Origin of the sequence: Natrinema sp. H-ect4 (genome assembly GCF_041894845.1) — an archaeon.
Taxonomy (GTDB): domain Archaea; phylum Halobacteriota; class Halobacteria; order Halobacteriales; family Natrialbaceae; genus Natrinema.
On the sequence record NZ_JBHDYC010000014.1, the window covers coordinates 51,997 to 72,312 of the forward strand.

At 65.0% G+C, this 20,316-nt stretch carries 16 protein-coding genes and 2 pseudogenes; 11 read left to right on the forward strand and 7 right to left on the reverse strand.

The window, feature by feature from the left end:
* Positions 1–243 precede the first annotated feature (243 nt).
* Positions 244–423: pseudogene (locus tag ACEWFR_RS17310) on the forward strand (metal ion permease); the annotation flags it as partial.
* 68 nt (positions 424–491) lie between these two features.
* Here the strand turns inward: ACEWFR_RS17310 and ACEWFR_RS17315 are convergent.
* Positions 492–689, reverse strand: a complete 198-nt coding sequence (locus ACEWFR_RS17315; RefSeq protein WP_098725130.1) for a heavy-metal-associated domain-containing protein — start codon at positions 687–689, stop codon at positions 492–494.
* A gap of 126 nt (positions 690–815) precedes the next feature.
* Here ACEWFR_RS17315 and ACEWFR_RS17320 point away from each other — a divergent pair, with 126 nt between their 5' ends.
* Both ACEWFR_RS17320 and ACEWFR_RS17325 read left to right on the forward strand, forming a co-directional pair.
* Positions 816–1,406: an AsnC family transcriptional regulator gene (locus tag ACEWFR_RS17320; RefSeq protein ID WP_374062226.1), complete on the forward strand. Its 591-nt coding sequence runs from the start codon at positions 816–818 to the stop codon at positions 1,404–1,406.
* An 84-nt stretch (positions 1,407–1,490) separates the two neighbouring features.
* Positions 1,491–4,088 (forward strand): heavy metal translocating P-type ATPase, encoded by a 2,598-nt coding sequence (locus tag ACEWFR_RS17325; RefSeq protein WP_374062227.1) that lies wholly within the window; start codon positions 1,491–1,493, stop codon positions 4,086–4,088.
* Positions 4,089–4,172: 84 nt separating this feature from the next.
* Here ACEWFR_RS17325 and ACEWFR_RS17330 read toward each other — a convergent pair whose 3' ends face one another.
* Entirely contained in the window at positions 4,173–5,027 is an 855-nt protein-coding gene (locus ACEWFR_RS17330; protein ID WP_374062228.1) for a DUF4382 domain-containing protein, read from the reverse strand.
* 215 nt (positions 5,028–5,242) lie between these two features.
* Entirely contained in the window at positions 5,243–5,890 is a 648-nt protein-coding gene (locus tag ACEWFR_RS17335; RefSeq protein WP_374062229.1) for a stage II sporulation protein M, read from the reverse strand.
* A 94-nt stretch (positions 5,891–5,984) separates the two neighbouring features.
* Here ACEWFR_RS17335 and ACEWFR_RS17340 point away from each other — a divergent pair, with 94 nt between their 5' ends.
* From ACEWFR_RS17340 to ACEWFR_RS17350, 3 genes are all read left to right on the forward strand, one after another.
* Positions 5,985–7,283, forward strand: coding sequence for an amidohydrolase (locus ACEWFR_RS17340; RefSeq protein ID WP_374062230.1), 1,299 nt, complete (start codon positions 5,985–5,987; stop codon positions 7,281–7,283).
* Between the two features lie 213 nt (positions 7,284–7,496).
* Positions 7,497–8,258, forward strand: a complete 762-nt coding sequence (locus tag ACEWFR_RS17345) for a hypothetical protein (RefSeq protein WP_374062231.1) — start codon at positions 7,497–7,499, stop codon at positions 8,256–8,258.
* Between the two features lie 268 nt (positions 8,259–8,526).
* Positions 8,527–9,816, forward strand: coding sequence for an adenosylhomocysteinase (locus ACEWFR_RS17350; protein ID WP_374062232.1), 1,290 nt, complete (start codon positions 8,527–8,529; stop codon positions 9,814–9,816).
* 67 nt (positions 9,817–9,883) lie between these two features.
* Here the strand turns inward: ACEWFR_RS17350 and ACEWFR_RS17355 are convergent, their stop codons facing one another.
* On the reverse strand, positions 9,884–10,735 hold the full coding sequence (locus ACEWFR_RS17355) for a PAS domain-containing protein (protein WP_374062233.1): 852 nt from the start codon (positions 10,733–10,735) through the stop codon (positions 9,884–9,886).
* Between the two features lie 150 nt (positions 10,736–10,885).
* The gene (locus ACEWFR_RS17360) at positions 10,886–11,143 is read right to left on the reverse strand and encodes a HalOD1 output domain-containing protein (protein WP_374062234.1); all 258 of its coding nucleotides are present in this window, start codon (positions 11,141–11,143) and stop codon (positions 10,886–10,888) included.
* Positions 11,144–11,415: 272 nt separating this feature from the next.
* Here ACEWFR_RS17360 and ACEWFR_RS17365 point away from each other — a divergent pair, with 272 nt between their 5' ends.
* The 3 genes from ACEWFR_RS17365 to hjc all read left to right on the forward strand — a co-directional run bounded on the left by ACEWFR_RS17365 (position 11,416) and on the right by hjc (position 18,371).
* Positions 11,416–16,839 carry a PAS domain S-box protein gene (locus tag ACEWFR_RS17365; protein ID WP_374062235.1) on the forward strand — a complete coding sequence of 1,808 codons (5,424 nt, stop codon included), beginning with the start codon at positions 11,416–11,418 and terminating at the stop codon, positions 16,837–16,839.
* Positions 16,840–16,935: 96 nt separating this feature from the next.
* Positions 16,936–17,745, forward strand: a complete 810-nt coding sequence (locus tag ACEWFR_RS17370; protein WP_374062236.1) for a lysostaphin resistance A-like protein — start codon at positions 16,936–16,938, stop codon at positions 17,743–17,745.
* A gap of 101 nt (positions 17,746–17,846) precedes the next feature.
* Positions 17,847–18,371, forward strand: coding sequence for a Holliday junction resolvase Hjc (gene hjc, locus ACEWFR_RS17375; protein WP_374062237.1), 525 nt, complete (start codon positions 17,847–17,849; stop codon positions 18,369–18,371).
* Between the two features lie 34 nt (positions 18,372–18,405).
* On the opposite strand, the pseudogene ACEWFR_RS17380 reads toward hjc, so the two are convergent.
* Positions 18,406–18,657: pseudogene (locus ACEWFR_RS17380) on the reverse strand (acyl-CoA dehydrogenase); the annotation flags it as partial.
* A gap of 63 nt (positions 18,658–18,720) precedes the next feature.
* Positions 18,721–19,344, reverse strand: coding sequence for an SWIM zinc finger family protein (locus ACEWFR_RS17385; RefSeq protein WP_374062238.1), 624 nt, complete (start codon positions 19,342–19,344; stop codon positions 18,721–18,723).
* 196 nt (positions 19,345–19,540) lie between these two features.
* On the opposite strand from ACEWFR_RS17385, the gene ACEWFR_RS17390 reads away from it, so the two are divergent.
* Both ACEWFR_RS17390 and ACEWFR_RS17395 read left to right on the forward strand, forming a co-directional pair.
* On the forward strand, positions 19,541–19,813 hold the full coding sequence (locus ACEWFR_RS17390) for a hypothetical protein (protein ID WP_098725144.1): 273 nt from the start codon (positions 19,541–19,543) through the stop codon (positions 19,811–19,813).
* Between the two features lie 42 nt (positions 19,814–19,855).
* A complete protein-coding gene (locus ACEWFR_RS17395) occupies positions 19,856–20,248 on the forward strand; it encodes a hypothetical protein (protein WP_374062239.1) in 393 nt (130 codons plus the stop codon).
* The last annotated feature ends 68 nt before the right edge of the window (positions 20,249–20,316 follow it).

The window sequence follows — 20,316 nt, forward strand, 5'->3', positions numbered from 1 at the left end:
CGGAGCGTGTTGAACCACTCGATACCTGCTTCCAGCGGAGTATGTCCACGTACAGAATCGTTTTGCGTGATCGGTGGCCTCATTGATCCCTGTACTGGGACGCCACGAGACCAACGAGCGGTCTTCACGCCACCCTCTGCAATACACACTCCCCATTCCACTTTGGATATCAGTTCCTGGGCCGGATCAGACAACGCTTTTCGAAGGAGAACAGCAATAGCTGATCCATCCGATCTACTACGCATGGCGGCGACACTTATCGATGGAATCCTCGAGTCGCTCCGGATCGGCGTCGGGTTCCTTTGGACGGCGGCGTGGGCGATCAGCATGGGGCTCACGGTCACGAGTCTCGTTCAGGTGTACGTCTCGAAGGAGCGAATGGCGAACGTTCTCGGAGAGAGCGATCACACGAGCCTCACGAAGCTGATCCCGGTTCCAAGAGCGGTCGGCAATGGCCTACAATACGAGTTCATCCGCCGCTCGAGTTCCGTCTACGCCGTTGCGTCGTAGCCGGCGTCGTCGACCGCGCTGACGAGTACCTGGGTGTCCACATCCCCCTCGACGGTGGCCCGTTCCGCCTCACGATCGACGTCGACCGACTCGACGCCCGCTACATCCTCGAGCGCGTCTCCGACGGTCTGCTCGCAGTGTTCGCAGGACATTCCTTCGACGGTAATGGTCTGACTCATACGAAACGATACGGGCGGCTATTCTTTGTGCGTTACTACTTTCAATGCTAGCTCAAAGACGGCTAGTACTTTCGAACACAAAGAAAAAATCGCCACGTTCTTTGATCGCCGGATTCAACGAGCGCTATGCGCGACCTCGACGAGACCGACATGGAGATCCTACGGCTGCTGGGGGAAGACGCTCGACGACCGTACAGCGAAATCGCCGAGGCGGTGAGCCTCTCTGGGCCGGCCGTCTCGGACCGCGTCGAGCGACTCGAGGAGGCGGGCGTCATCGAGGGATTCACCGTCGACGTGGATCAGTCACAGCTCCGAGCCGGAATCCCTGTGTTCGTGCAGGCGACCGTTCCCGCGGCCGATGTCGACGACTGCAAAACGACCATCGCGGACGCCGACGCCGTCGAGCACGTGTTCGTCACCGCCGACGGCGAGTGCTGGTTCTACGCTCGTGCGCAGGTGCGACAGGTCCGCGAGTGGCTCCAGGGGCTCCTCCCTGACGCGGACGGCGTCGACTACGACGTCACGCTGGTGGATGACGCGGAGTGGACGCCTTCCCTCGAGGGAACGGCGTTCGCACTCACCTGCGCGGAGTGTGGGAACACCGTCGACAGCGAGGGGGAGTCGACCCGGATCGACGGCGAGGTGTACCACTTCTGCTGTCCCTCCTGTGCGAGCCGGTTCCGAGGGCGGTACGACCGGCTCGAGGAGGGGGTCTGACCTTCGATCGCAAAGAAACGAGTCCGCTTAACTTCGGATTGTAACCAGTAAAGGGGGTAAGGTCGGATCCCGTACTAGTTCTCAATGAGTACCCGGACCGCACACCTGGACATTCGGGGCATGAGCTGTGCGAACTGTTCGCAGACGATCGGCGATACCCTGGAGTCCCTCGACGGCGTGAGCGAGGCGAACGCCAACTACGCGACCGACGACGCCACCGTCGAGTACGACCCCGAGGAGGCATCGCTCGCCGAGATTTACGAGGCCATCGAGACGGCCGGCTATAGTGCCGAGCGCGCAAGCCGGTCGATCGGGATCACGGACATGTCCTGTGCGAACTGCGCCGAAACGAACGAGTCGGCGCTCGAGGACGTTCCCGGCGTCATCGACGCCAACGTGAATTACGCGACCGACGAGGCGACGGTCGAATACAATCCCGACGACGTCTCGCTCTCCGACCTCTACGAGGCGATCGAGGGGGCCGGCTACGCGCCCGTCCGCGACGAGGGCGACGAGGAGTCGGCGGGGGAGCGCCGCGACGCGGCCCGACAGGCGGAGCTGCGAAAACAGCGCCGCCTGACGATCTTCGGTGCCGTTCTCTCGGCCCCGTTCCTGCTCTTCCTCGCCGACAAGTTCCTCCTCGGTGGGACGCTCATACCGGAAACCGTCTTCGGAATCGACTTTGGCTGGCTCGAGTTCCTGCTCGCGACGCCGGTCCAGCTCGTGCTGGGCCGCCCGTTCTACGTCAACTCCTACAACGCGCTCGTGAACAACCGGCGCGCCAACATGGACGTGCTGATCGCGCTGGGCTCGTCGACGGCGTACGTCTACAGCCTCGTCGTCCTGTTGGGACTGCTGGCCGGTAGCATGTACTTCGACACCGCCGCGTTGATCCTCGTGTTCATCACGCTGGGTAACCTACTAGAGGCCCGTTCGAAGGGTCAGGCTGGTGAGGCCCTGCGGAAGCTGCTCGAGATGGAGGCCGAGACGGCCACGCTGGTCGACGACGACGGGAACGAGGAGGAGGTGCCCCTCGAGGACGTCGAGGTCGGTGACCGGATGAAGGTCCGGCCGGGCGAGAAGATCCCGACCGACGGCGTGGTCGTCGACGGCCAGTCCGCGGTCGACGAGTCGATGGTGACCGGCGAGTCCGTCCCCGTCGAGAAGGAATCCGGCGACGAGGTGATCGGCTCGACGATCAACGAGAACGGCGTGTTGACCGTCGAGGCGACGAAGGTCGGCGAGGACACGGCCCTGCAGGGGATCGTCCAAACCGTCAAGGAGGCTCAGTCGCGCCAGCCCGAAATTCAGAACCTTGCGGATCGTATCTCGGCGTACTTCGTCCCCGCGGTTATCCTGAACGCGATCTTCTGGGGGCTGGTCTGGTTCCTCTTTCCGACGACGCTCGCCGGCGTCGTGGGCGCACTCCCCCTGTGGGGACTGGTCGGCGGCGGTCCGGCCGCGCTGTCGACGTTTGAGTTCGCGGTCGTCGTCTTCGCCTCCGCGGTGCTGATCGCTTGCCCCTGTGCGCTCGGCCTCGCCACGCCTGCGGCGACGATGGTCGGCTCCACGCTGGGTGCCCAAAACGGCGTCCTGTTCAAGGGCGGTGATATCTTAGAGCGCGCGAAGGATGTCGATACCGTCGTCTTCGACAAGACCGGCACCCTGACGACCGGAGAGATGACGCTGACTGACGTGGTCGCGCTCGAGGACGGGGAGACGGAACCGGCCGCTGACGGCGGCGAGCCGGCCGCCGACGGCGGGGCGCTCGCGACTCGAGCGGGCCTCGATCAGGACACGGTGCTGCGCCTCGCCGCCAGCGCCGAGCGCAACAGCGAACACCCGCTCGCGCAGGCCATCGTCGAGGGGGCCGAGGAGCGCGGCCTCGAGCGAGCCGACCCCGACGCGTTCGAGAACGTTCCGGGACAGGGCGTCCGGGCGACCGTCGACGACCGTGAGGTCCTGGTCGGCAACCGCCGACTGCTTGAGGGCGAGGGAGTCGATCCGTCGCCCGCCGAAGCGGCGATGGAGCGCCTTGAGGGCGAGGGCAAGACCGCAATGTTGGTCGCGGTCGACGGCGCGGTCGCGGGCGTGGTCGCGGACGCCGACACGGTCAAGGAGCGTTCGGCCGAGGCGGTCGCTGCGCTGCGAGAGCGCGGGCTGGACGTGATGTTGATCACCGGCGATAACGAGCGGACGGCCCGCGCCGTCGCCGAGCGGGTCGGAATCGACCCCGACAACGTTCGCGCGGGAGTCCTCCCCGAGGACAAGGCCGACGCCGTCGAGGACATCCAGTCGACGGATCGCAAGGCGATGATGGTCGGCGACGGCGTTAACGACGCGCCGGCGCTCGCGGTCGCGTACGTCGGCACGGCGATCGGTTCGGGGACGGACGTGGCCATCGAGGCTGCGGACGTGACGCTGATGCGCGACGATCCGCTGGACGTGGTGAAGGCGATCCGGATCTCGGCGGCCACCCTCCAGAAGATCAAGCAGAACCTCGTCTGGGCGCTGGGCTACAACACGGCGATGATCCCGCTGGCCTCGCTCGGCCTGCTCCAGCCCGTGCTCGCGGCCGGCGCGATGGCGCTGTCATCGGTGTCAGTCCTCTCGAACAGCCTGCTCTTCCGTCGGTACACGCCCGACCGCGACTACGAACTGTTCGGACGGCTCCGGCGCTGACCGGCGGCTACCGTCAATATTTAACGATCGCCGTTCGTTCGAAAAATAGCGTTATCGTGCGATGTCACATTTTGGGACCCGATTCTATCGGAGCAGAGCCATCTCCGCAGTAGTTTCGTTCCCGTCGGTCTCGTTGGCCTGCTGTTCGTCGTCCACTTGCGTCTCTTCGTCTTCCGTTTCTTCCTCGTCCGCTGCTTCGCTCTCGTCTTCCTTGTCGATATCGTTGATCTCTACCTTGTCGCCCGTTCCGCTCTGACTGATCACCGGCTTGAGGATGTATTTCCCGCTGTTACCGGCCTTGTGGGGTGCAATGTCGTAGACGAAGTCGACCCGCTCGCCGTCCCCGATGGTAAAGTTCGAGTTGATATGGAGCCTGTTACTCGGCAGTTTCACTTTCGTCTCGCTCCCGTCGGTCAGGATTCCCTCGGTGTCGCTGACGTAGATGAAGACTTTCTCGTAGTCGCCGGCCGGCAACTCGAACTCGTCGATCATGGACGCGTTCGCGCCCTTCAGCTCGGTGAGATCGACCGTCCGATTGTCGACATCGTGCTCGACCCAGTGCTCGTCGGACGCGCCGTCGTCCGCCTCGGTGTCCGTTTCGTTCGTCGACTCGGTGCCATCGTCGGACTCGTTTCCGTCGTCTCCGTCAGTTTCGTTCCCGCTACTGTCGGTCTCATTCGAGTCGCCGTCACTCAGATCGCCGGTTCGCTTGAATCCGACCTTCGTAATCGTCACGTTGAGATGCTGGAAATCGTCGATCACGCTTGGGTCGTCGCTGACGTAGAACGCGGCCGTCCCCATCCCGCCATCGCTCGAGTCCGTGGTGGACGAGTCATCAGTCGGCGAATCGCTTTCTGGAGTGCCGCCCATCCCACCGGCACAGCCGGCGATGGCGACGAGGGCTGCCACGAGTATCAGTTGGACCGCTTGTCTGTTCATACGCAGTGACAGTCAGTCATCCGATAAAAGAGAGTCGACGATTCGATTCGTTCACAACCGTTCAGACGCTCCAAAACTGGGAAAACAGCGGGCTGACCGATGTTCCGGTGAGGCTGTTGCCCGCCCTTTGATACGATCTGTTGTAAGTCATTGCCGGAGCAACCGCGAACCGTCCTGCGGTTGCTCCGGTACATCGGTACACCAGACCGTATGAGTCAGGCAGCGAACAGCGCCTCGAGCAGCGCGGGCGTGACGAAGGCCTCGACGACGGCGGCGACGACGAGTAACAGCCAGCCCACGAGAACGAGGAGCCCGGTCCGGTAGAAGTAGCGTTTCGTGAGGATCGCGTCGCGCGATCCGCGAAGCCGCTGGCCGACCCGGTATAGTAGTCGGAAGCCGACGCCGGCGGCGATGAAGAGCGCGGGGAGTTCGAAGATTCCGTGTGGAAGGAGGCCGACGAGGATGAAGCCGATGCCGTCGTTGCTGGCGATGAACGCGCCGAGATTCCCGACAATGATTCCGTTGAACACCATCGCCCAGGCCGTCAGGAGACCGAGCGTAAGCGCGCCGAGGATCGAAAGCAGGAACGCCCGCGTGTTGTTCACGAGCAAGAAGCGCGCCAGTTCGGTTCTGCTCTGCCCGCCGATATCCGGGAAGAGCGGCTCCCCAACCATCTCTTCGATGATCTCGAGCAGGTTGTAGCCGGCTGCCATCAGCGCGATCCCGATGAGGATCCCGATCGCGAACAGGCCGGCGGCGAAGCCAACGTAGCGGCTGTGCTCGTCCCACGCGTCCGCGAGCGCCTCGCGCGGTGGATAGCCACCGGTGGAGCGGTCACGCTCGCGCTGGGTTCGTTCGTTCATAGTCATATATTTCCGAAATAACGCATAAAGCCCGCGGCTCGTCTCACGGGTGGCCATCGACAGGCTAAGGCCGCCCGACGAGAACCCTGCACCAATGACGACGCTTGCGATTACCGGCGGGCAGGTCCTCCGTCCCGATCTGACGGTGGCGACTGCCGACGTACTGATCGATCAGGAACGTGGCGAAATCCTCGAGGTCGGTTCCGATCTCGCGGGCGACGCCGACGAAACGCTCGACGCCGCGGACTCGCTCGTGACGCCGGGGTTCGTCAACGGCCACTGCCACGTCGCCATGACGCTCCTGCGGGGGTACGCCGATGATAAACCGCTCGAGGCGTGGCTCCAGGAGGACATTTGGCCCGCCGAGGGGGAGCTGACGCCCGACGACGTCCGCGTCGGTGCCGAACTCGGCCTGCTCGAACTCATTAAATCCGGAACGACCGCCTTCGCGGATATGTACTTCCACGTCCCCGAGGTCGCCGCCGCGGTCGAGGACGCGGGGCTCCGGGCCCGCCTCGGCCACGGTATCGTCACCGTCGGCAAGGACGGCGAGGCCGCGCGCGAGGACGCGCGAACGAGCCTCGAGATCGCCCGCGAGTACGATGGCGCGGCCGACGGGCGGATCTCGACGGCCTTTATGCCCCACTCGCTGACGACCGTCGGGAACGAGTACCTCGAGGAGTTCGTCCCCGACGCTCGAGCGGCGGGCGTGCCGATCCACTATCACGCCAACGAGACCGAAGCCGAGGTCGCGCCGATCGTCGACGACTACGGCCAGCGCCCGCTCGAGTACGCCGCCGAGCACGGGTTCCTCGAGTCCGAGGATTTCGTCGCCCACGGCGTCCACGTCGACGACCGGGAGATCGAACTGCTCGCCGAGACCGGCACCGGCGTGATCCACTGCCCGGCGTCGAACATGAAACTGGCGAGCGGGATGGCGCCCGTCCAGCGCATGCTCGATGCCGGCGTCACCGTCGGCCTCGGGACGGACGGCGCGGCCTCGAACAACGACCTCTCGATGCTCGACGAGGCCCGCGACGCGGCCATGCTGGGCAAGCTCGCCGCCGACGACGCCAGCGCGGTGCCCGCCGAAGCGGTCATCGACGCGGTGACCCGGGGCAGTGCCGACGCGATCGGCCTCGAGTCGGGTCGCCTCGAGGCGGGTGCACCGGCCGATTTCGCGGTGATCGACCTCGAGCAACCGCACCTGACGCCGCGACACGATCTCGTGAGCCACCTCGCGTACGCGGCGGCGGCCGCCGACGTGCGACACACCGTCTGTGACGGCCGGGTGCTCATGCGCGATCGCGAGGTACTGACGCTCGAGGAAACGGCAGTTCGAGAGCGAGCGCTCGAGGCCGCCGAGTCGCTTTCGGCCCGCGCCGCCGAGTGATCGCCGGGCTCGAACCGTTCGACCCAGACAGGTCTAATACCGAAATAAACTCTCAAAACGGTGTATAAACCCTTAGGACAATTTTCGAACGATTTCTATTGTGGGCGAACAACGAGAACCGCCGTCCGGGTTTATTTAACAAAGACGGAAAGTCACGAGTGAATGAAAAACCGACTACTAACGATGACACTGGTCGCCGTTATGATCCTGTCCGTGTTCGCATCGGCAGGCGTGGCGGCACAGGAAGACGATAGCGACCTCGCAGTGGCCGTCGACGACGGCGACGATATCGTCGTCACGGTGACGGCGAACGACACTGCGGTTGCGAACGCGACCGTCGACGTAACGACGACTGAAAATAACACCTCGTACGCGGGAGCGGGCGAGTACACGACCGACGACGACGGAACGGTCGAACTCCCGACCCCTGCGGCGGACGTCGAGGTCTCGGTCACCGCCACGGCTGAGAACGACACCGCCACGACGACGGTGACGCTAACCGCGGACGCGGCGGCGGACGACGGCAACGAGACCGAAAACGAAACTGACGGCGATGATGGCAACGAGACCGAAAACGAAACTGACGGCGATGATGGCAACGAGACCGACGACGGAAACGAATCCGCGACGAACTTCGGTGCGATCGTCTCCGAGTACGTCCAGACCCAGCAGAACGATTCGAACGACACCAACGCGTCGATCGGGCTCTCGATCGCGAGCTTCGTCGTCCAGAACAATCCGGGGAACGCGCCGGCTCACGCCGGTCCGCCGAGCCACGCCGGCCCGCCGGCTGACGACGATGACGACACCGAGAGCGACGACGAACGAGGGCCGCCGAGCCACGCGGGCGGACCGAGTGACGATGGCGACGACAGTACCGACGGTGACGACGAGACGGGCGGCGGCCCGCCAAGTCATGCGGGCGGACCGAATGACGATGGCGGCGACGCTGACGAAGACGATGCCGACGAATAATCCGGTTTGATCGGACTGACCGACCGATGCCGGACGACGGCACTGACGTGCAGTGAACCGTCGTCGGTGTCGGAACCCGATCGCGGCGCTCGCCCTCGAGGCGATTGCCCCGATCGAGCAGGCACGTAGCGACCGCGGATCACCCACCACTCTCGCCGATTTGTTTTGACCCAGGAGAGATATCTCGTCGTCGAACCCGAGCCACGCCACGAACTGACCGTCGGAGCGGTTCGGTACCGTTTTGCCCACGGTCCCACTCAGTCGACACATGACCGACACCGAGTATCCCCCGATCAGCGAGCAACTCGACAATCTCGAGTCCGCTCGCGAGGAGGGACGCCGGAAAATGGACTGGGCCGCCCAACACATGCCGATCTGCGAGCACGTTCGCGAGGAGTTCGTCGCCGACCAGCCCTTCGCGGGCGAGCGCATCGGGATGGCGATGCACGTCGAGGCAAAGACGGCGATCCTCGTCGAAACGCTCGCAGAGGGCGGCGCCGAGGTCGCAGTCACGGGCTGCAACCCGCTTTCGACCCACGACGACGTGAGCGCGGCGCTCGACACGCACGAGAACATCACCAGCTACGCCAAGCGCGGCGTCGACGACGACGAGTACTACGCCGCGATCGAGGCCGTCATCGCCCACGAGCCGACGGTCACCGTCGACGACGGGATGGATCTCGTCGCGGCGATCCACGAGGACTACCCCGAACTGATCGACGGCATCGTCGGCGGGGCGGAGGAGACGACCACTGGTGTCCACCGCCTGCGCGCGATGGACGAAGACGGGGCGCTCGAGTACCCCGTCTTCGCGGTCAATGACACACCCATGAAGCGCCTCTTCGACAACGTCCACGGCACTGGCGAGTCCTCGCTGGCCTCCATCGCGATGACCACGAACCTCTCGTGGGCCGGCAAGAACGTCGTCGTCGCGGGCTACGGCTACTGCGGCAAGGGCGTCGCGAAGAAGGCCTCGGGCCAGAACGCGAACGTCATCGTCACCGAAGTCGAGCCCCGTCGCGCGCTCGAGGCCCACATGGAGGGCTACGACGTCATGCCCATGTCGGAAGCGGCCGAAGTGGGCGACGTCTTCCTGACGACGACGGGCAACCGCGACGTCATCGTCGAAGAACACTTCGAGAAGATGCAAGACGGTGTCCTGCTGGCCAACGCGGGCCACTTCGACATCGAGATCGATCTCGAGGCGCTCGACGAGCTCGCGGTCGATCGTTTCGAGGCCCGCGACGGCGTCGAAGCCTACGAGATGGGCGACGGTCGCAAGCTGAACGTCATCGCCGAGGGGCGACTCGTCAACCTCGCTGCGCCCGTTTCGCTGGGCCACCCTGTCGAGGTCATGGACCAGTCATTCGGCGTTCAGGCCGTCTGCGTGCGCGAGATGCTGGAAAACAGCGACGCCTACGACGCCGGCGTCCACGACGTCCCCGACGACCTCGACAAGGAGATCGCCGAGATCAAACTCGAGGCCGAGGGCGTCGACTTCGATTCGCTGACGGACACCCAGCGCGACTACATGGGTAGCTGGGACCACGGAACGTAGCTCGACCGCGTTTTCAGTAGAATTAGCAGCACACTGCGCTCTCTTTCCGTATTAGTGGCGTCGCAACTCACTCCTCGAGCCCGTCGCTTTCCTTGCTTTCGTCGACCGCGAACACCAGACTGCCGTCCTCGAGGCCGCCGAGGCGAACGCGAACCGGGAACGTCGCGCCCGTTTGCCGCCGACCGGTACAGCTACCGGTCCACCGCCATCCCTCGGCGACGGTCGGGAGCGCCGCCGACTCGAGGTGGGAAACGGCCGCGTCGGTGAACAGTGCCCGCCATGGGGTCCCGGTGAGAGCGTCGCGATTGGAGCCAAACTGCATCGCGAAGGACCGACTCGCGAACTGGACGTCGCCGTCGGGGTCGACGATCGCGATCCCATCGCCGGCGAACTCCACGCTCGCCAGCGATCGTCGCGCGAGCGTCGCCAGCCGGTGGCGCTCGAGGAGAGTGTGGACGCGGTCGGCGAGCAGCGCGAGCGTCTCGTCCCGTTCGGCGACGGCGGTCCAGCCGTCCGAGCGGACCGTCCGCATCAGCGCGGGCGTGAGCTCGTCCGCGAGGACGACGACCGGCAGTTCGGGCGCGTCAGTCCTGATCGTCTCGAGTCGGTCCGCAACGTCACCTGCGCTCTCGTCGTCGGTCGGCGTGTCACTCGTCGTATCATCGGTCCGCTCGCCACTTTCGCCGCGGTCCTCAGTTTCGTTGGCCGCCGTCGTCGGCGACTGCACGACGAGACAGTCGATGTCGTCGAATCGGGGCCGCGCGCTCTCGAGCGCGGGGACCGACTCGACGGTGACTTCGGTTTCGTCGTCGAACGCGCGGTCGATCGCGTCGCACTCGCGGCCGACGACGAGGAGACGAATCTGTGCTGGTCGCGTTCGAACGGGCGGTTCGGGGACGACAGCAGTTGATTTCAACATTGGTCTCGGTTTCGGCACGGTTTCGTTGCGCGACCGCGTTCGGTTTGGGGTCGAATCGCGCCTGCCGATCGTCGTCTCGGGCTGTTCATATCACTCGATCGCCGTCTCACGTCGCTTTCGTCCGTCAAAGTGGTCTCGAGCCGCCGGTGCTTACCCGCTGTCATGGACGTTCCCGTCGATGCTGACGGTGCCGTCGCTTCGAACCTCGACCAGCGAATCGCCGTACTCGAACGTGACGCGAACCCCGTTGTTCGTGTCCTGCGTGAAGAGCTGATCGAGCGCCTCGGGATCGACGACGTTGTACAGTGGCTCGAGTTCGTGTGCGGCAGTGTCGGTTGCAGTCGCGAGCGCCTCGACGACGCGGAGACTGATCGAATCGCTGTAGTGCTCTACCGTCGTTCCAGTCATCGTAGTCGGAGAAACGCGAGCGACCGGTATCCGCTTGGTCGTTATACACGTAACGCCGACGCAGCTGCGACACTACGTGTATAGTGTCACGTCCGTCAGCGAGCCAGCGTCGCTGTTGTCCCCCGGTCTCGCCGCAGGTCCCCTGGCACCGATCCGTCCGTCTTTCTCGCCACTGGAACCGGACTTCACCGGAGTCAACCATCTCTAAATATTTGCGCAATATCGGGAAAATAAACCGCGCATATCATTGGCAGTCATTCCGTAGGTGCCCTATGGTCGGTATCGCCGTTTGTCACGGACTGCTCGCGAACGCCACGACGCGTTCGATCTCGGTTTTGCTCGGAACGATCGGCGTGGTGGTCGCTCTCATCAGCGGGATCGCACCGCCCGATCTCGCGACGCTGGGGGTCGGCGCGGCGACGGAACCCGGACTACTCGTCGTGGGACTCGCCGCGCGGAGCGGCTCCGATGGACCGACCGATATCGAGCGACTCACCGACGAACTCCGGCAGTTCATTTCGCGCATCGAGGACGATCCCGCGCCGTTCGAGGCCGACCGCGCCGATGAATCGACCGATATCGCCGACACCATCGACTTCGCGATCGATCGGGACGACGAGGTCGGCCGACTCTCCGAGGTCATCGAGGACCTGACGGTCGCGGTGCGCGAGCGCGAACGGCGACGCGCCGAGAGCGATCGCGACCGACGGGACCTCTACCGGGTCACGTCCGATCCCGAACTCCGGGGCGAGGCGAAGATCCGACGACTGCTCGAGCTCGGCTGTGACCGGCTGGGGCTCGAGACCGGGTTCCTCTCCCGAATCGACGAGTCGACCGACCGCTACGAGGTCGAGACGGCCGTCGGCCACGAGGACGACCTCGAGGGGGCGGTACTGGATCTCTCTACGATCTACTGTCGAGACACGATCACGTCGGACGATATTCTGGGAATCCACGACGCCGAAGCGACGGACCGGGAATCACACCCGGCAGCCGACGAACTCGGTATCAGTTGCTATCTCGGCGGCAAGATCGTCGTCGATGGCGAACTCTACGGAATGCTCTGTTTCCTGAACCGCGACTCCCGGGACCGGCCGTTTACGGCCGCCGAAACGTCGTTCGTGGATTTGATGAGCCGCTGGATGAGCCAGGCCGTCGAGCGGCGCACGTACGTTCGACGGATCGAGGAGCGCGAGCGACGCCTCGAGCGAGCCCAGCAGTTCACCGACGACATGCTCGACGCCGTCGACGACGTCGTCTATCTGCTCGACGAGGACGGCGAGGTCCGGCGGTGGAACGAGAGCCTGTGCGAGACGACCGGCTACGCGGACACCGAGATCGAGCCGTTGCACGCCCTGGACTTCTTCGACGAGACCGACCACGACCGGATCATGACCGCGATCGAGGAGGTTCTCGAAACCGGATCGACGCGCATCGACGCCCCACTCGTGACCAGCGACGGCCGGCGGATCCCCTACGAGTTCGCCGGATCGGTCCTCGAGGGCCCGGACGGAGACCGGCTCATCGCCGGCGTGGGCCGCGATATCAGCGAGCGCAGGGACAAAGAGCGACGGCTCGAGCGATACAAGCAGTTCACGAACGACGTCCTCGACGCGTTGGACGACGTGTTCTACATCCTCGACGAGGACGGGGTGCTCCAGCGCTGGAACGAGACGCTGGTCGAGATGTCGGGGTATTCGAACGCCGAGATCGAGTCGATGCACGCCCTGGACTTCTTCGACGAGGAAAACCGGTCGGCTATCCGCGACTCGATCGAAGAGGCCTTCGAGACCGGTGAGACGCGGGTCGAAGCGGCGTTGCAGACGAAATCGGGCGAGCGGATCCCCTACGAGTTTATCGCGTCGGTCCTCGAGGATCCCGACGGCCAGCCCGTCGAGGTCGGGATCGGCCGTGACATCAGCAAGCGCAGGGACAAAGAGCGTCGGCTCCGCGAGCGCGAGGCCCGACTCGAGCGAACCACGCACCTGCTCGAGCAGTCCCAGCGGCTGGCGAAGATCGGCGCGTGGGAACTCGACGTAACCGAGGAGCCGTACGACACTCGATGGACCGAGGAGGTCCGCCGGATCTACGACATTTCGGACGACGAGTCGGTCGATCTCGAACGTGCATTCGGATTCTACCATCCCGAGGATCGCCCGCGTATCCGCGCGGCGGTCGAGCGTGCGATCGAGGACGGCGAGCCGTACGATCTCGAACTCCGCATCACGACGGACGACGGCGACCGGCGATGGGTTCGGGCCATCGGCGAACCGGTCTTCGAGAACGAAGCGGGGGGTTCCGCCGACGGCCGGTCGCAGTCCGGCGACGGGGAGGTCGTCAAACTCCGTGGTTCGCTTCAGGATATCACCGAGCGAAAGGAGCACGAACGCGAACTCGAGCGCGCCGAAGCGATCATCCAGGCGCTGGACGAACTGGTGTACACAATCGATGCCGAGGGCCGCTTTACCTTCCTGAACGACGCTCTCACGTCGATCACCGGCTACGATCCCGACGAGTTGATCGGCAACCACGTCTCAACGGTGATGGCCGAGGGGGACCTCGAGACGGCTCGCGCTCGGATCCGCGACCTGCTCCGCGCCGACGACCCGTCTCAGACGTTCGAATTAGATCTCGAGACCGTCGACGGCGAGATAATCGACGCGGAAAACCACATGGCGCTGTTGCCGATGGTCGACGGCGAGTTCGCCGGAACCGCGGGCGTCATCCGCGACATCACCGAGCGCAAGGAACGCGAACGCGAACTCGAAGCGACGAGCGCACGGCTCGAAGCACTGTTCGAGAACTCCCCCGATATGATCAACGTGCTCGATACCGAGGGAACGATCGTCGATGCGAATCGAATGCTTTCCGACGAGCTGGGCTATCCCGCGGACGAGCTAATCGGCACGAAAATCTGGGAGCACGACCGTCTGGTCGACGCGGCCGACGTCCTGACCCAACTTGAGGAGATGTCGGTCGGCGAACAACAGAAGTTCGAAGGGGAGTATCAGTGTCGAGACGGATCGACCTTCCCCGTCGAGGTGCACCTGATCCGCATCGATCTCGAGGACGAGAACAGGTTTATCGCGATCAGCCGCGACATCACGGAACGGAAGGAACGCGAGCGGGATCTCCGCGAAACGAAACGCCGCCTCGAACTCGCACTGGAAGGAACGAACACGGGCGTCTGGGAGTGGGATCTGGAGACCGATACGGTCGACTGGAACGAGACGTACGAGGGACTGTTGGGTATCGATCCGGGGGCGTTCGGCGGAACGTTCGACGCCTTCGAGCGGCGCGTCCATCCGGACGACGTGGCCCGCGTCAACGAAGAGGTCACCCGAGCGATCGAGAACGACGAGCTGTTTCAGACGGAGTTCAGGCTCCGACACGAGGACGGGGGCTGGATCTGGGTCGGATCCCGCGGTCGGGTCGTACACGACGAGGACGGGAGCGAGCGCATGGTCGGGATCAACAACGACATCTCCCAGCGCAAGGAACACGAACGCGAACTCGAGCGGACGACGGAACTCTTAGAGCAGGCCGAACGGATCGCCAGCATCGGCGGCTGGGAACTCGACGTAAGCGGTGACTTCCCCGACGTGACCCTGACCGACGGGCTGCGTCGCCTCTACGACCTGCCGCTGGACGCGGACGTCGATCCGGAACTGGCGTCGTCGTTCCCGCATCCGGACGACGAAGCGATGGTTTCGGACATCGTCGCTGCGGCACTCGAGCGGGGGGAGAGCTACGAGATCGAACACCGCATAGAGACTATCGAGGGAGACGTTCGCTGGGTTCGATCGATCGGCGAGCCGGTCTACCGGGACGGCGACGGCCGGCCGGCTGACGCCGAGCCGTCGACTCACGATCGCGCGGGCGACCCTGTTGTCGACGACCGGGAGTTGCCGCAGCCCGGCGACGGCATCGACGGGGTCCGGGGAGCGATTCAGGACATCACGGCGAGAAAGGAGCGCGAACTGGCCCTCGAGTCGCTCCACGACGCCGCCCGCGACCTGCTGGGTACCGACACCGAACGGGAGGTCGCGGCGCTGGTCGTCGAGACGGCCGCGGATATCCTCGAGGCGTCGGGCGTGGCCGTTTACGCCCTCAACTCCGACGTGAACCGGTTCGAGCCCGTCGCGTACACCGACGAGTTCGCGACGCTCTGTTCGGGACCGCCGTCGGTCGCCGTCGGCGACGACGACTCCGTTCTCTGGAACGCCTACGTGACGGAAACGGGGACGGTCGTCGACGATCCGGCGTCGTTCGATCGGTCGCGGATCTTCGGGCCGGCGGTCGAGAGCGGGGTCGTCGTTCCGATCGGCGATCACGGGGTCTTCGCGGTCGCGTCGGGCGACGGAACGATCGACACCGACGCTCGACGGCTGATCGAGACGCTCGTCGCCACGACCGAGGCCGCGTTCGATCGTCTCGCGAGCGAGGCCAGCCTCCGCGAGCGGGAGGCGGAGCTCGAGGAACGGAACCGCCGGCTCAACCGCCAGATCGAGATCACCGAACTCATCAGGCGGATCGATCAGTCGCTGATCGGGGCCGACGGCCGCGCGGAAATCGAACGGACCGTCCCCGAGCGGCTGATCGAGGCCGACGATGTCGCGTTCGCGTGGATCGGCCAGCTCGACGCCGGCGGCACTCGACTCGAGCCCCGGGCCTGGGCGGGAACCGGCCAAGAGTATCTCGACGACGTCTCTCTCGAGGGCGACGCGTCGGCTGAGCCGGCCGTCCGGACCGCCCGGACCGAGACGCCGACGGTCGTCTCGAACGTCGTCGAAGGGCTGCAAGGCGACCCCTGGCGGCGACGAGCCGTCGACCGGGGGTTCCAGTCGGTCATCAGCGTCCCCCTCTCGCACGCGGAGTACTCCTACGGCGTCCTCACGGTCTACGCCGACGAACCGGACGCGTTCGCCGACCTCGAGCGGACGGTCATGACGGAACTCGGCGAGGGGATCGCGAACGCGATCACCGCCGCCAAAACGCGGGAGGCACTGCACGCCGAAACGGTGCTCGAGTTGACCCTGCGGATCGAGGGCTCGGAGGACCTGCTGTCTCGGATCGCGGCGAAGACGGGTGCCCGGGTCGAGTACGCGGGTCTGGGGACGCACTCCGGCGACGAGACGCTGCTGTTCTTCGAGACCAGCGGCGTCTCCCCCGACGACGTTCGCGCGGTCCTCGACGATCTCGTCTCGGTGACGGACTCCCGGCTCATCAGCGACGCCGACGGCGACTGCCGGTTCGAGGCGACCGTCACCGGCGAACTCATCGCCTCGCGGCTGGTCCGCCACGGCGGCAGTCCGCGCTCGATGCACGCCGACGCGACGGGGACCGAGATCACCGTCGACGTCTCGACGGGCACCGACGTCCGCGAGTTCGTCGAGATGCTCCGCGAGGGGTATCCGACCGTCGAACTCCGATCCCGCCGCTACGTCGAGCGATCGATGGGGACGCGACGCGAACTCGTCACGTCGCTGTTCGAGGCGCTGACCGACCGGCAACTCGAGGTGCTTCGCACGGCCTACTTCGCCGGCTTTTTCGAGTGGCCCCGCGAGAGCACCGGCGAGGAGATCGCAGAGTTGCTCGCGGTGACGCAGCCGACGGTCAACAGACACCTGCGGATCGGCCAACAGCGACTGCTGGCACAGCTGTTCGAGGACGAAGTTCCGGTTCCCGCGGAGTGATCGATCGGCATCGGCCGTTCGACGAGGGCGCTCCCCGGCGAGACGGGCCGTTTCGGATGAGCAACGCCCAAGGCCCCCGTCGTCGTACGTCTCTCCATGGAAACGCCCGCACGCCATCGCGACGACGGCCCGATTCGATCGACGCTCGTCGCGATCGGCCTGGCAGCGTTCGGTATCCTCGCCAGTCAGTTCACGGTCCTCCCCGCCGTCCTGCTCGATCCAGCGGTAGTCACGTCACCGATGGAGGCGTCGATCACGAGTCGGGCGCTCCTGTTGACCCTGAACTTCGTCGGCTTCGCGCTCGCCGGCGGGATCTACCTCGCGGCGACCGACCGCGGCTGGTCGTACGTCGATCTCCGAACCCCGACGAAACGGGGCTGGGGCTACATCCTCGCCGGCGTCGTCGGGAGCTTCGTGTTTTACGTTCTCGTCAGCCTGCTCGTCCAGTTGCTTTCCCTCCCCACCGCGGACAACTCGGTCTCGGGCTTCATCGGCGACGACCAGACGATGGTTCTCGTCATGATCGCGATCGTCTTCCTCTTCAACGCGCCGGCCGAGGAGTTCCTCTTCCGGAATATCGTCCAGAAGCGCCTCTACGATGCGTTCTCCCGGCTCCAGGCGGTCGTCATCGCCAGCGCCATCTTCGCGCTGATCCACATCCTGTCGTACGCCGTCTCCCAGTCGCTGCTCGCCACCGTCGTTCCGGTCGTCATCGTCTTCGGCGGCTCGATCATCTTCGGGTTGCTCTACGCGAAAACGGACAACCTCTTCGTTCCGATCGCCGCCCACGCCGCCTTCAACGCCATCCAGTTTGGCATCCTCTACATCGCCCTCGAGTACGAGATCGAGACCGCCGAGCCGTCGACGTCGCTGCTCGTCGACCTGCTGGCGGCTGTCCCGCTGTAGGCCCCGCCGCTATCGGCTGAGCCTCCGTACTCGTCCCCCCCAACGATCACTTCCACCGCGCTGTCCGTTCCTTTATTACCGGCCGGCGGTGACGGTGGGGTATGTCTCAGGCGAAGGGCGACCGCCGCGAGCGGGAACTCGTCAACGCGCTCGACGAGGCCGGCTTCGCGGTCATGCGTGCGCCCGCCAGCGGTTCTGCGACCGAACGCGAACTCCCCGACGTGCTCGCCGGCGACGGCGAACAGTTCTACGCGATCGAGGCGAAATCGAGTTCGGGCGACCCGATCTATCTCACCGGCGAGGAGGTCGAAGCGCTCATCTACTTCGCGCAGAACTTCGGCGCGAAACCCCGGATCGGGATCCGCTTCGACCGAGAGGACTGGTACTTTTTCCACCCTGGCGACCTCCACGTGACCGACGGCGGCAACTACCGCGTCAAAAAGGAGACGGCCATCGCCGAGGGAACCGATTTTCCCGAGTTCACCGGCCAATCCGAGAAGGTCACGCTCGAGGAGATCGGCGACAGCGGGGCCGATACCGGTCCCGACGAGGAAATCCTCCGCGTGCTCAACGCCGTCGAGCAGGGCGTGATGAACGTCGAAGAGGCCGCAAAAGTGCTCGAGTGAGCCAATTCGACCGATCGGCGTTCGGGGACCCGTCTCAGTCGTCGGCTGCCACCGTCTCCGAGACCGTCTCGGGATCGATCGGCGCATAGCGGACGATCGGTTCGAACGCCTCGAGGACGAACCGATCGCCACCGGTGATTCCCCGCGCCTCCCTCTCTTCGAGTTCGGTCGCGACGAATCGTTGTGCGACGAGTGCCGTCCGGCCGTCGCCGTCTTCGAGGTCGGCTCGTGCCTCCTCGAGCAACAGCGCGGCGGTGAACACTTCGAAACAGTAGTGAGCGAGCCGGTGGCGTCTCGAGCGCCGGTGGTGTTGCCGGCCGGTCTCTCCCCGCGAAACCGGAACGAGACGCTACGACGCCTTCTCGAGGCGGGTCCGCGGGAAGACGTAGACCTTCAGCGATGCGGGGATGACGCCGTTGGGCGCGACGGTGGCGTGGGGATAGATTGCGCCGACAACGGGGACGTCGGGATCATAGTCCGCGTTGGTCTCGTACTCCGCGACCGTCGTGTCGGCCGCCCCGATCTCGACGGCGTCGGCTCGAAGTTCCGAGACGTCGACAACGGTGAGTCGATCGCCGGTCTCGCGGTCACGGACGGTGTCGCCCGCGTAGATCGCGTGCTCGTCGCAGTAGAACGGCGCGGGTTCGTCCTCGTCGACGAAGATCGTCTCGCCGCAGTCGCGACAGTCGACCGCGACCTCGCCTGGCGGCGGTGTCCGGCCTTCCGTGATCTCGATCGCGACTCTGCGGATGTGCTTGCAGCGGGCTTCGCGGAAGACGTGGTCCGGACAGGTGCATCGACCCGCCTCGAGGTCGACGAGGTAGGTGTGGTCGCTCGCGGACTCGACCTCGTAGAGGCCGTCGCCCAGCGACAACACCGACATCGGTTCGATTCGCGCCCGGCGCGATCGCTTTGTGAGGTGGTCTGTGGACGGTACTGGAAGCGGTGCTTTCGGTGACGCTGTTGTTTTCATCGGTGCGTCGAAGTGGATTCGCTGGTCGGCTGGCTATTCGATATAAATAGGGGCTCGACGAGCATAACGGGCCTGCTTGCACCCTCATGGCAGCGGTTTATACGGCGGACTGCGGACGACTGACGATCGCGACGACGATCCGTCTCGAGGCACCCTTCGAAGCGCTTTTCACCGGTCCGGCGAAACCGATCGAACAATGCTCGATCGCGAACAGCTCATCGAAATCGTCGTCGCCGTTACTGCCGTCTTTCTGATGCTGGGGGCCATGATCGCCGTCGGCTCCTCCTACGGGGCCGATAACAGCACGCTCTCGCCCGAAGGCGGACAGATACTGGTAGCGGTCATCGCCGGCTTCATCCTCCTGATGACCGCGGCCGGCATCCTCCTCGCCTACCTGCTCAACGACCCCGAGAACGGTCTCGAGGCCAACGACGATGACGACGATGCGGACGCGCAGGGAACCTTCTGAGGGCGTCGGTACGCTTTTCACGTTTCCAATTTGACAATACCTATGGACAGTGCTGACTCCAGTTCGGCTCGAGCGGATGGATTCCGTTCCAGTCAGGCTGCCGCCATCGTCGTGTTCGTCCTGCTCTGTTCGTCGCTGCTCGTGAGTGTGCTGTCCATCGTCGATCCGGTTGTCGCCGCCGGCGCGGTGGCGGGACCGACGGTCCTCGCGCTCGCGCTCCTGGGGCGACTGGCCGCGACGGACGGGTCGACGGCCGATCATGCGGCCGAAGACGACGAGGGTGACGACTCGAGCGTCTGGAACGCGATCCCGTCCGACCAGTACGACGGTCGACACGCCGAATCCGGCGGTCTCGCCCGCGGCGAACAGGAACGAGCGCTACGGGACATTCAACGGCAGGCCGACGAACTGTCCGACGAGCCCCAGAAAAAGTGACGCACGACGCAGAACCGTCGAATTTCGATCGCACGCGGCCCCACGATCGACCCCTGCTATCAGCCGAG

Bases quoted from the DNA above. Each gene is read 5' to 3' on its own strand.
- ACEWFR_RS17315 (WP_098725130.1), bottom strand. From the start codon at position 689: ATGAGTCAGACCATTACCGTCGAAGGAATGTCCTGCGAACACTGCGAG.
- ACEWFR_RS17390 (WP_098725144.1), top strand. From the start codon at position 19,541: ATGCTCGATCGCGAACAGCTCATCGAAATCGTCGTCGCCGTTACTGCC.
- ACEWFR_RS17385 (WP_374062238.1), bottom strand. From the start codon at position 19,344: ATGAAAACAACAGCGTCACCGAAAGCACCGCTTCCAGTACCGTCCACA.
- hjc (WP_374062237.1), top strand. From the start codon at position 17,847: ATGTCTCAGGCGAAGGGCGACCGCCGCGAGCGGGAACTCGTCAACGCG.
- ACEWFR_RS17320 (WP_374062226.1), top strand. From the start codon at position 816: ATGCGCGACCTCGACGAGACCGACATGGAGATCCTACGGCTGCTGGGG.
- ACEWFR_RS17365 (WP_374062235.1), top strand. From the start codon at position 11,416: ATGGTCGGTATCGCCGTTTGTCACGGACTGCTCGCGAACGCCACGACG.
- ACEWFR_RS17335 (WP_374062229.1), bottom strand. From the start codon at position 5,890: ATGAACGAACGAACCCAGCGCGAGCGTGACCGCTCCACCGGTGGCTAT.
- ACEWFR_RS17355 (WP_374062233.1), bottom strand. From the start codon at position 10,735: ATGTTGAAATCAACTGCTGTCGTCCCCGAACCGCCCGTTCGAACGCGA.
- ACEWFR_RS17370 (WP_374062236.1), top strand. From the start codon at position 16,936: ATGGAAACGCCCGCACGCCATCGCGACGACGGCCCGATTCGATCGACG.
- ACEWFR_RS17340 (WP_374062230.1), top strand. From the start codon at position 5,985: ATGACGACGCTTGCGATTACCGGCGGGCAGGTCCTCCGTCCCGATCTG.
- ACEWFR_RS17325 (WP_374062227.1), top strand. From the start codon at position 1,491: ATGAGTACCCGGACCGCACACCTGGACATTCGGGGCATGAGCTGTGCG.
- ACEWFR_RS17330 (WP_374062228.1), bottom strand. From the start codon at position 5,027: ATGAACAGACAAGCGGTCCAACTGATACTCGTGGCAGCCCTCGTCGCC.
- ACEWFR_RS17395 (WP_374062239.1), top strand. From the start codon at position 19,856: ATGGACAGTGCTGACTCCAGTTCGGCTCGAGCGGATGGATTCCGTTCC.
- ACEWFR_RS17350 (WP_374062232.1), top strand. From the start codon at position 8,527: ATGACCGACACCGAGTATCCCCCGATCAGCGAGCAACTCGACAATCTC.
- ACEWFR_RS17360 (WP_374062234.1), bottom strand. From the start codon at position 11,143: ATGACTGGAACGACGGTAGAGCACTACAGCGATTCGATCAGTCTCCGC.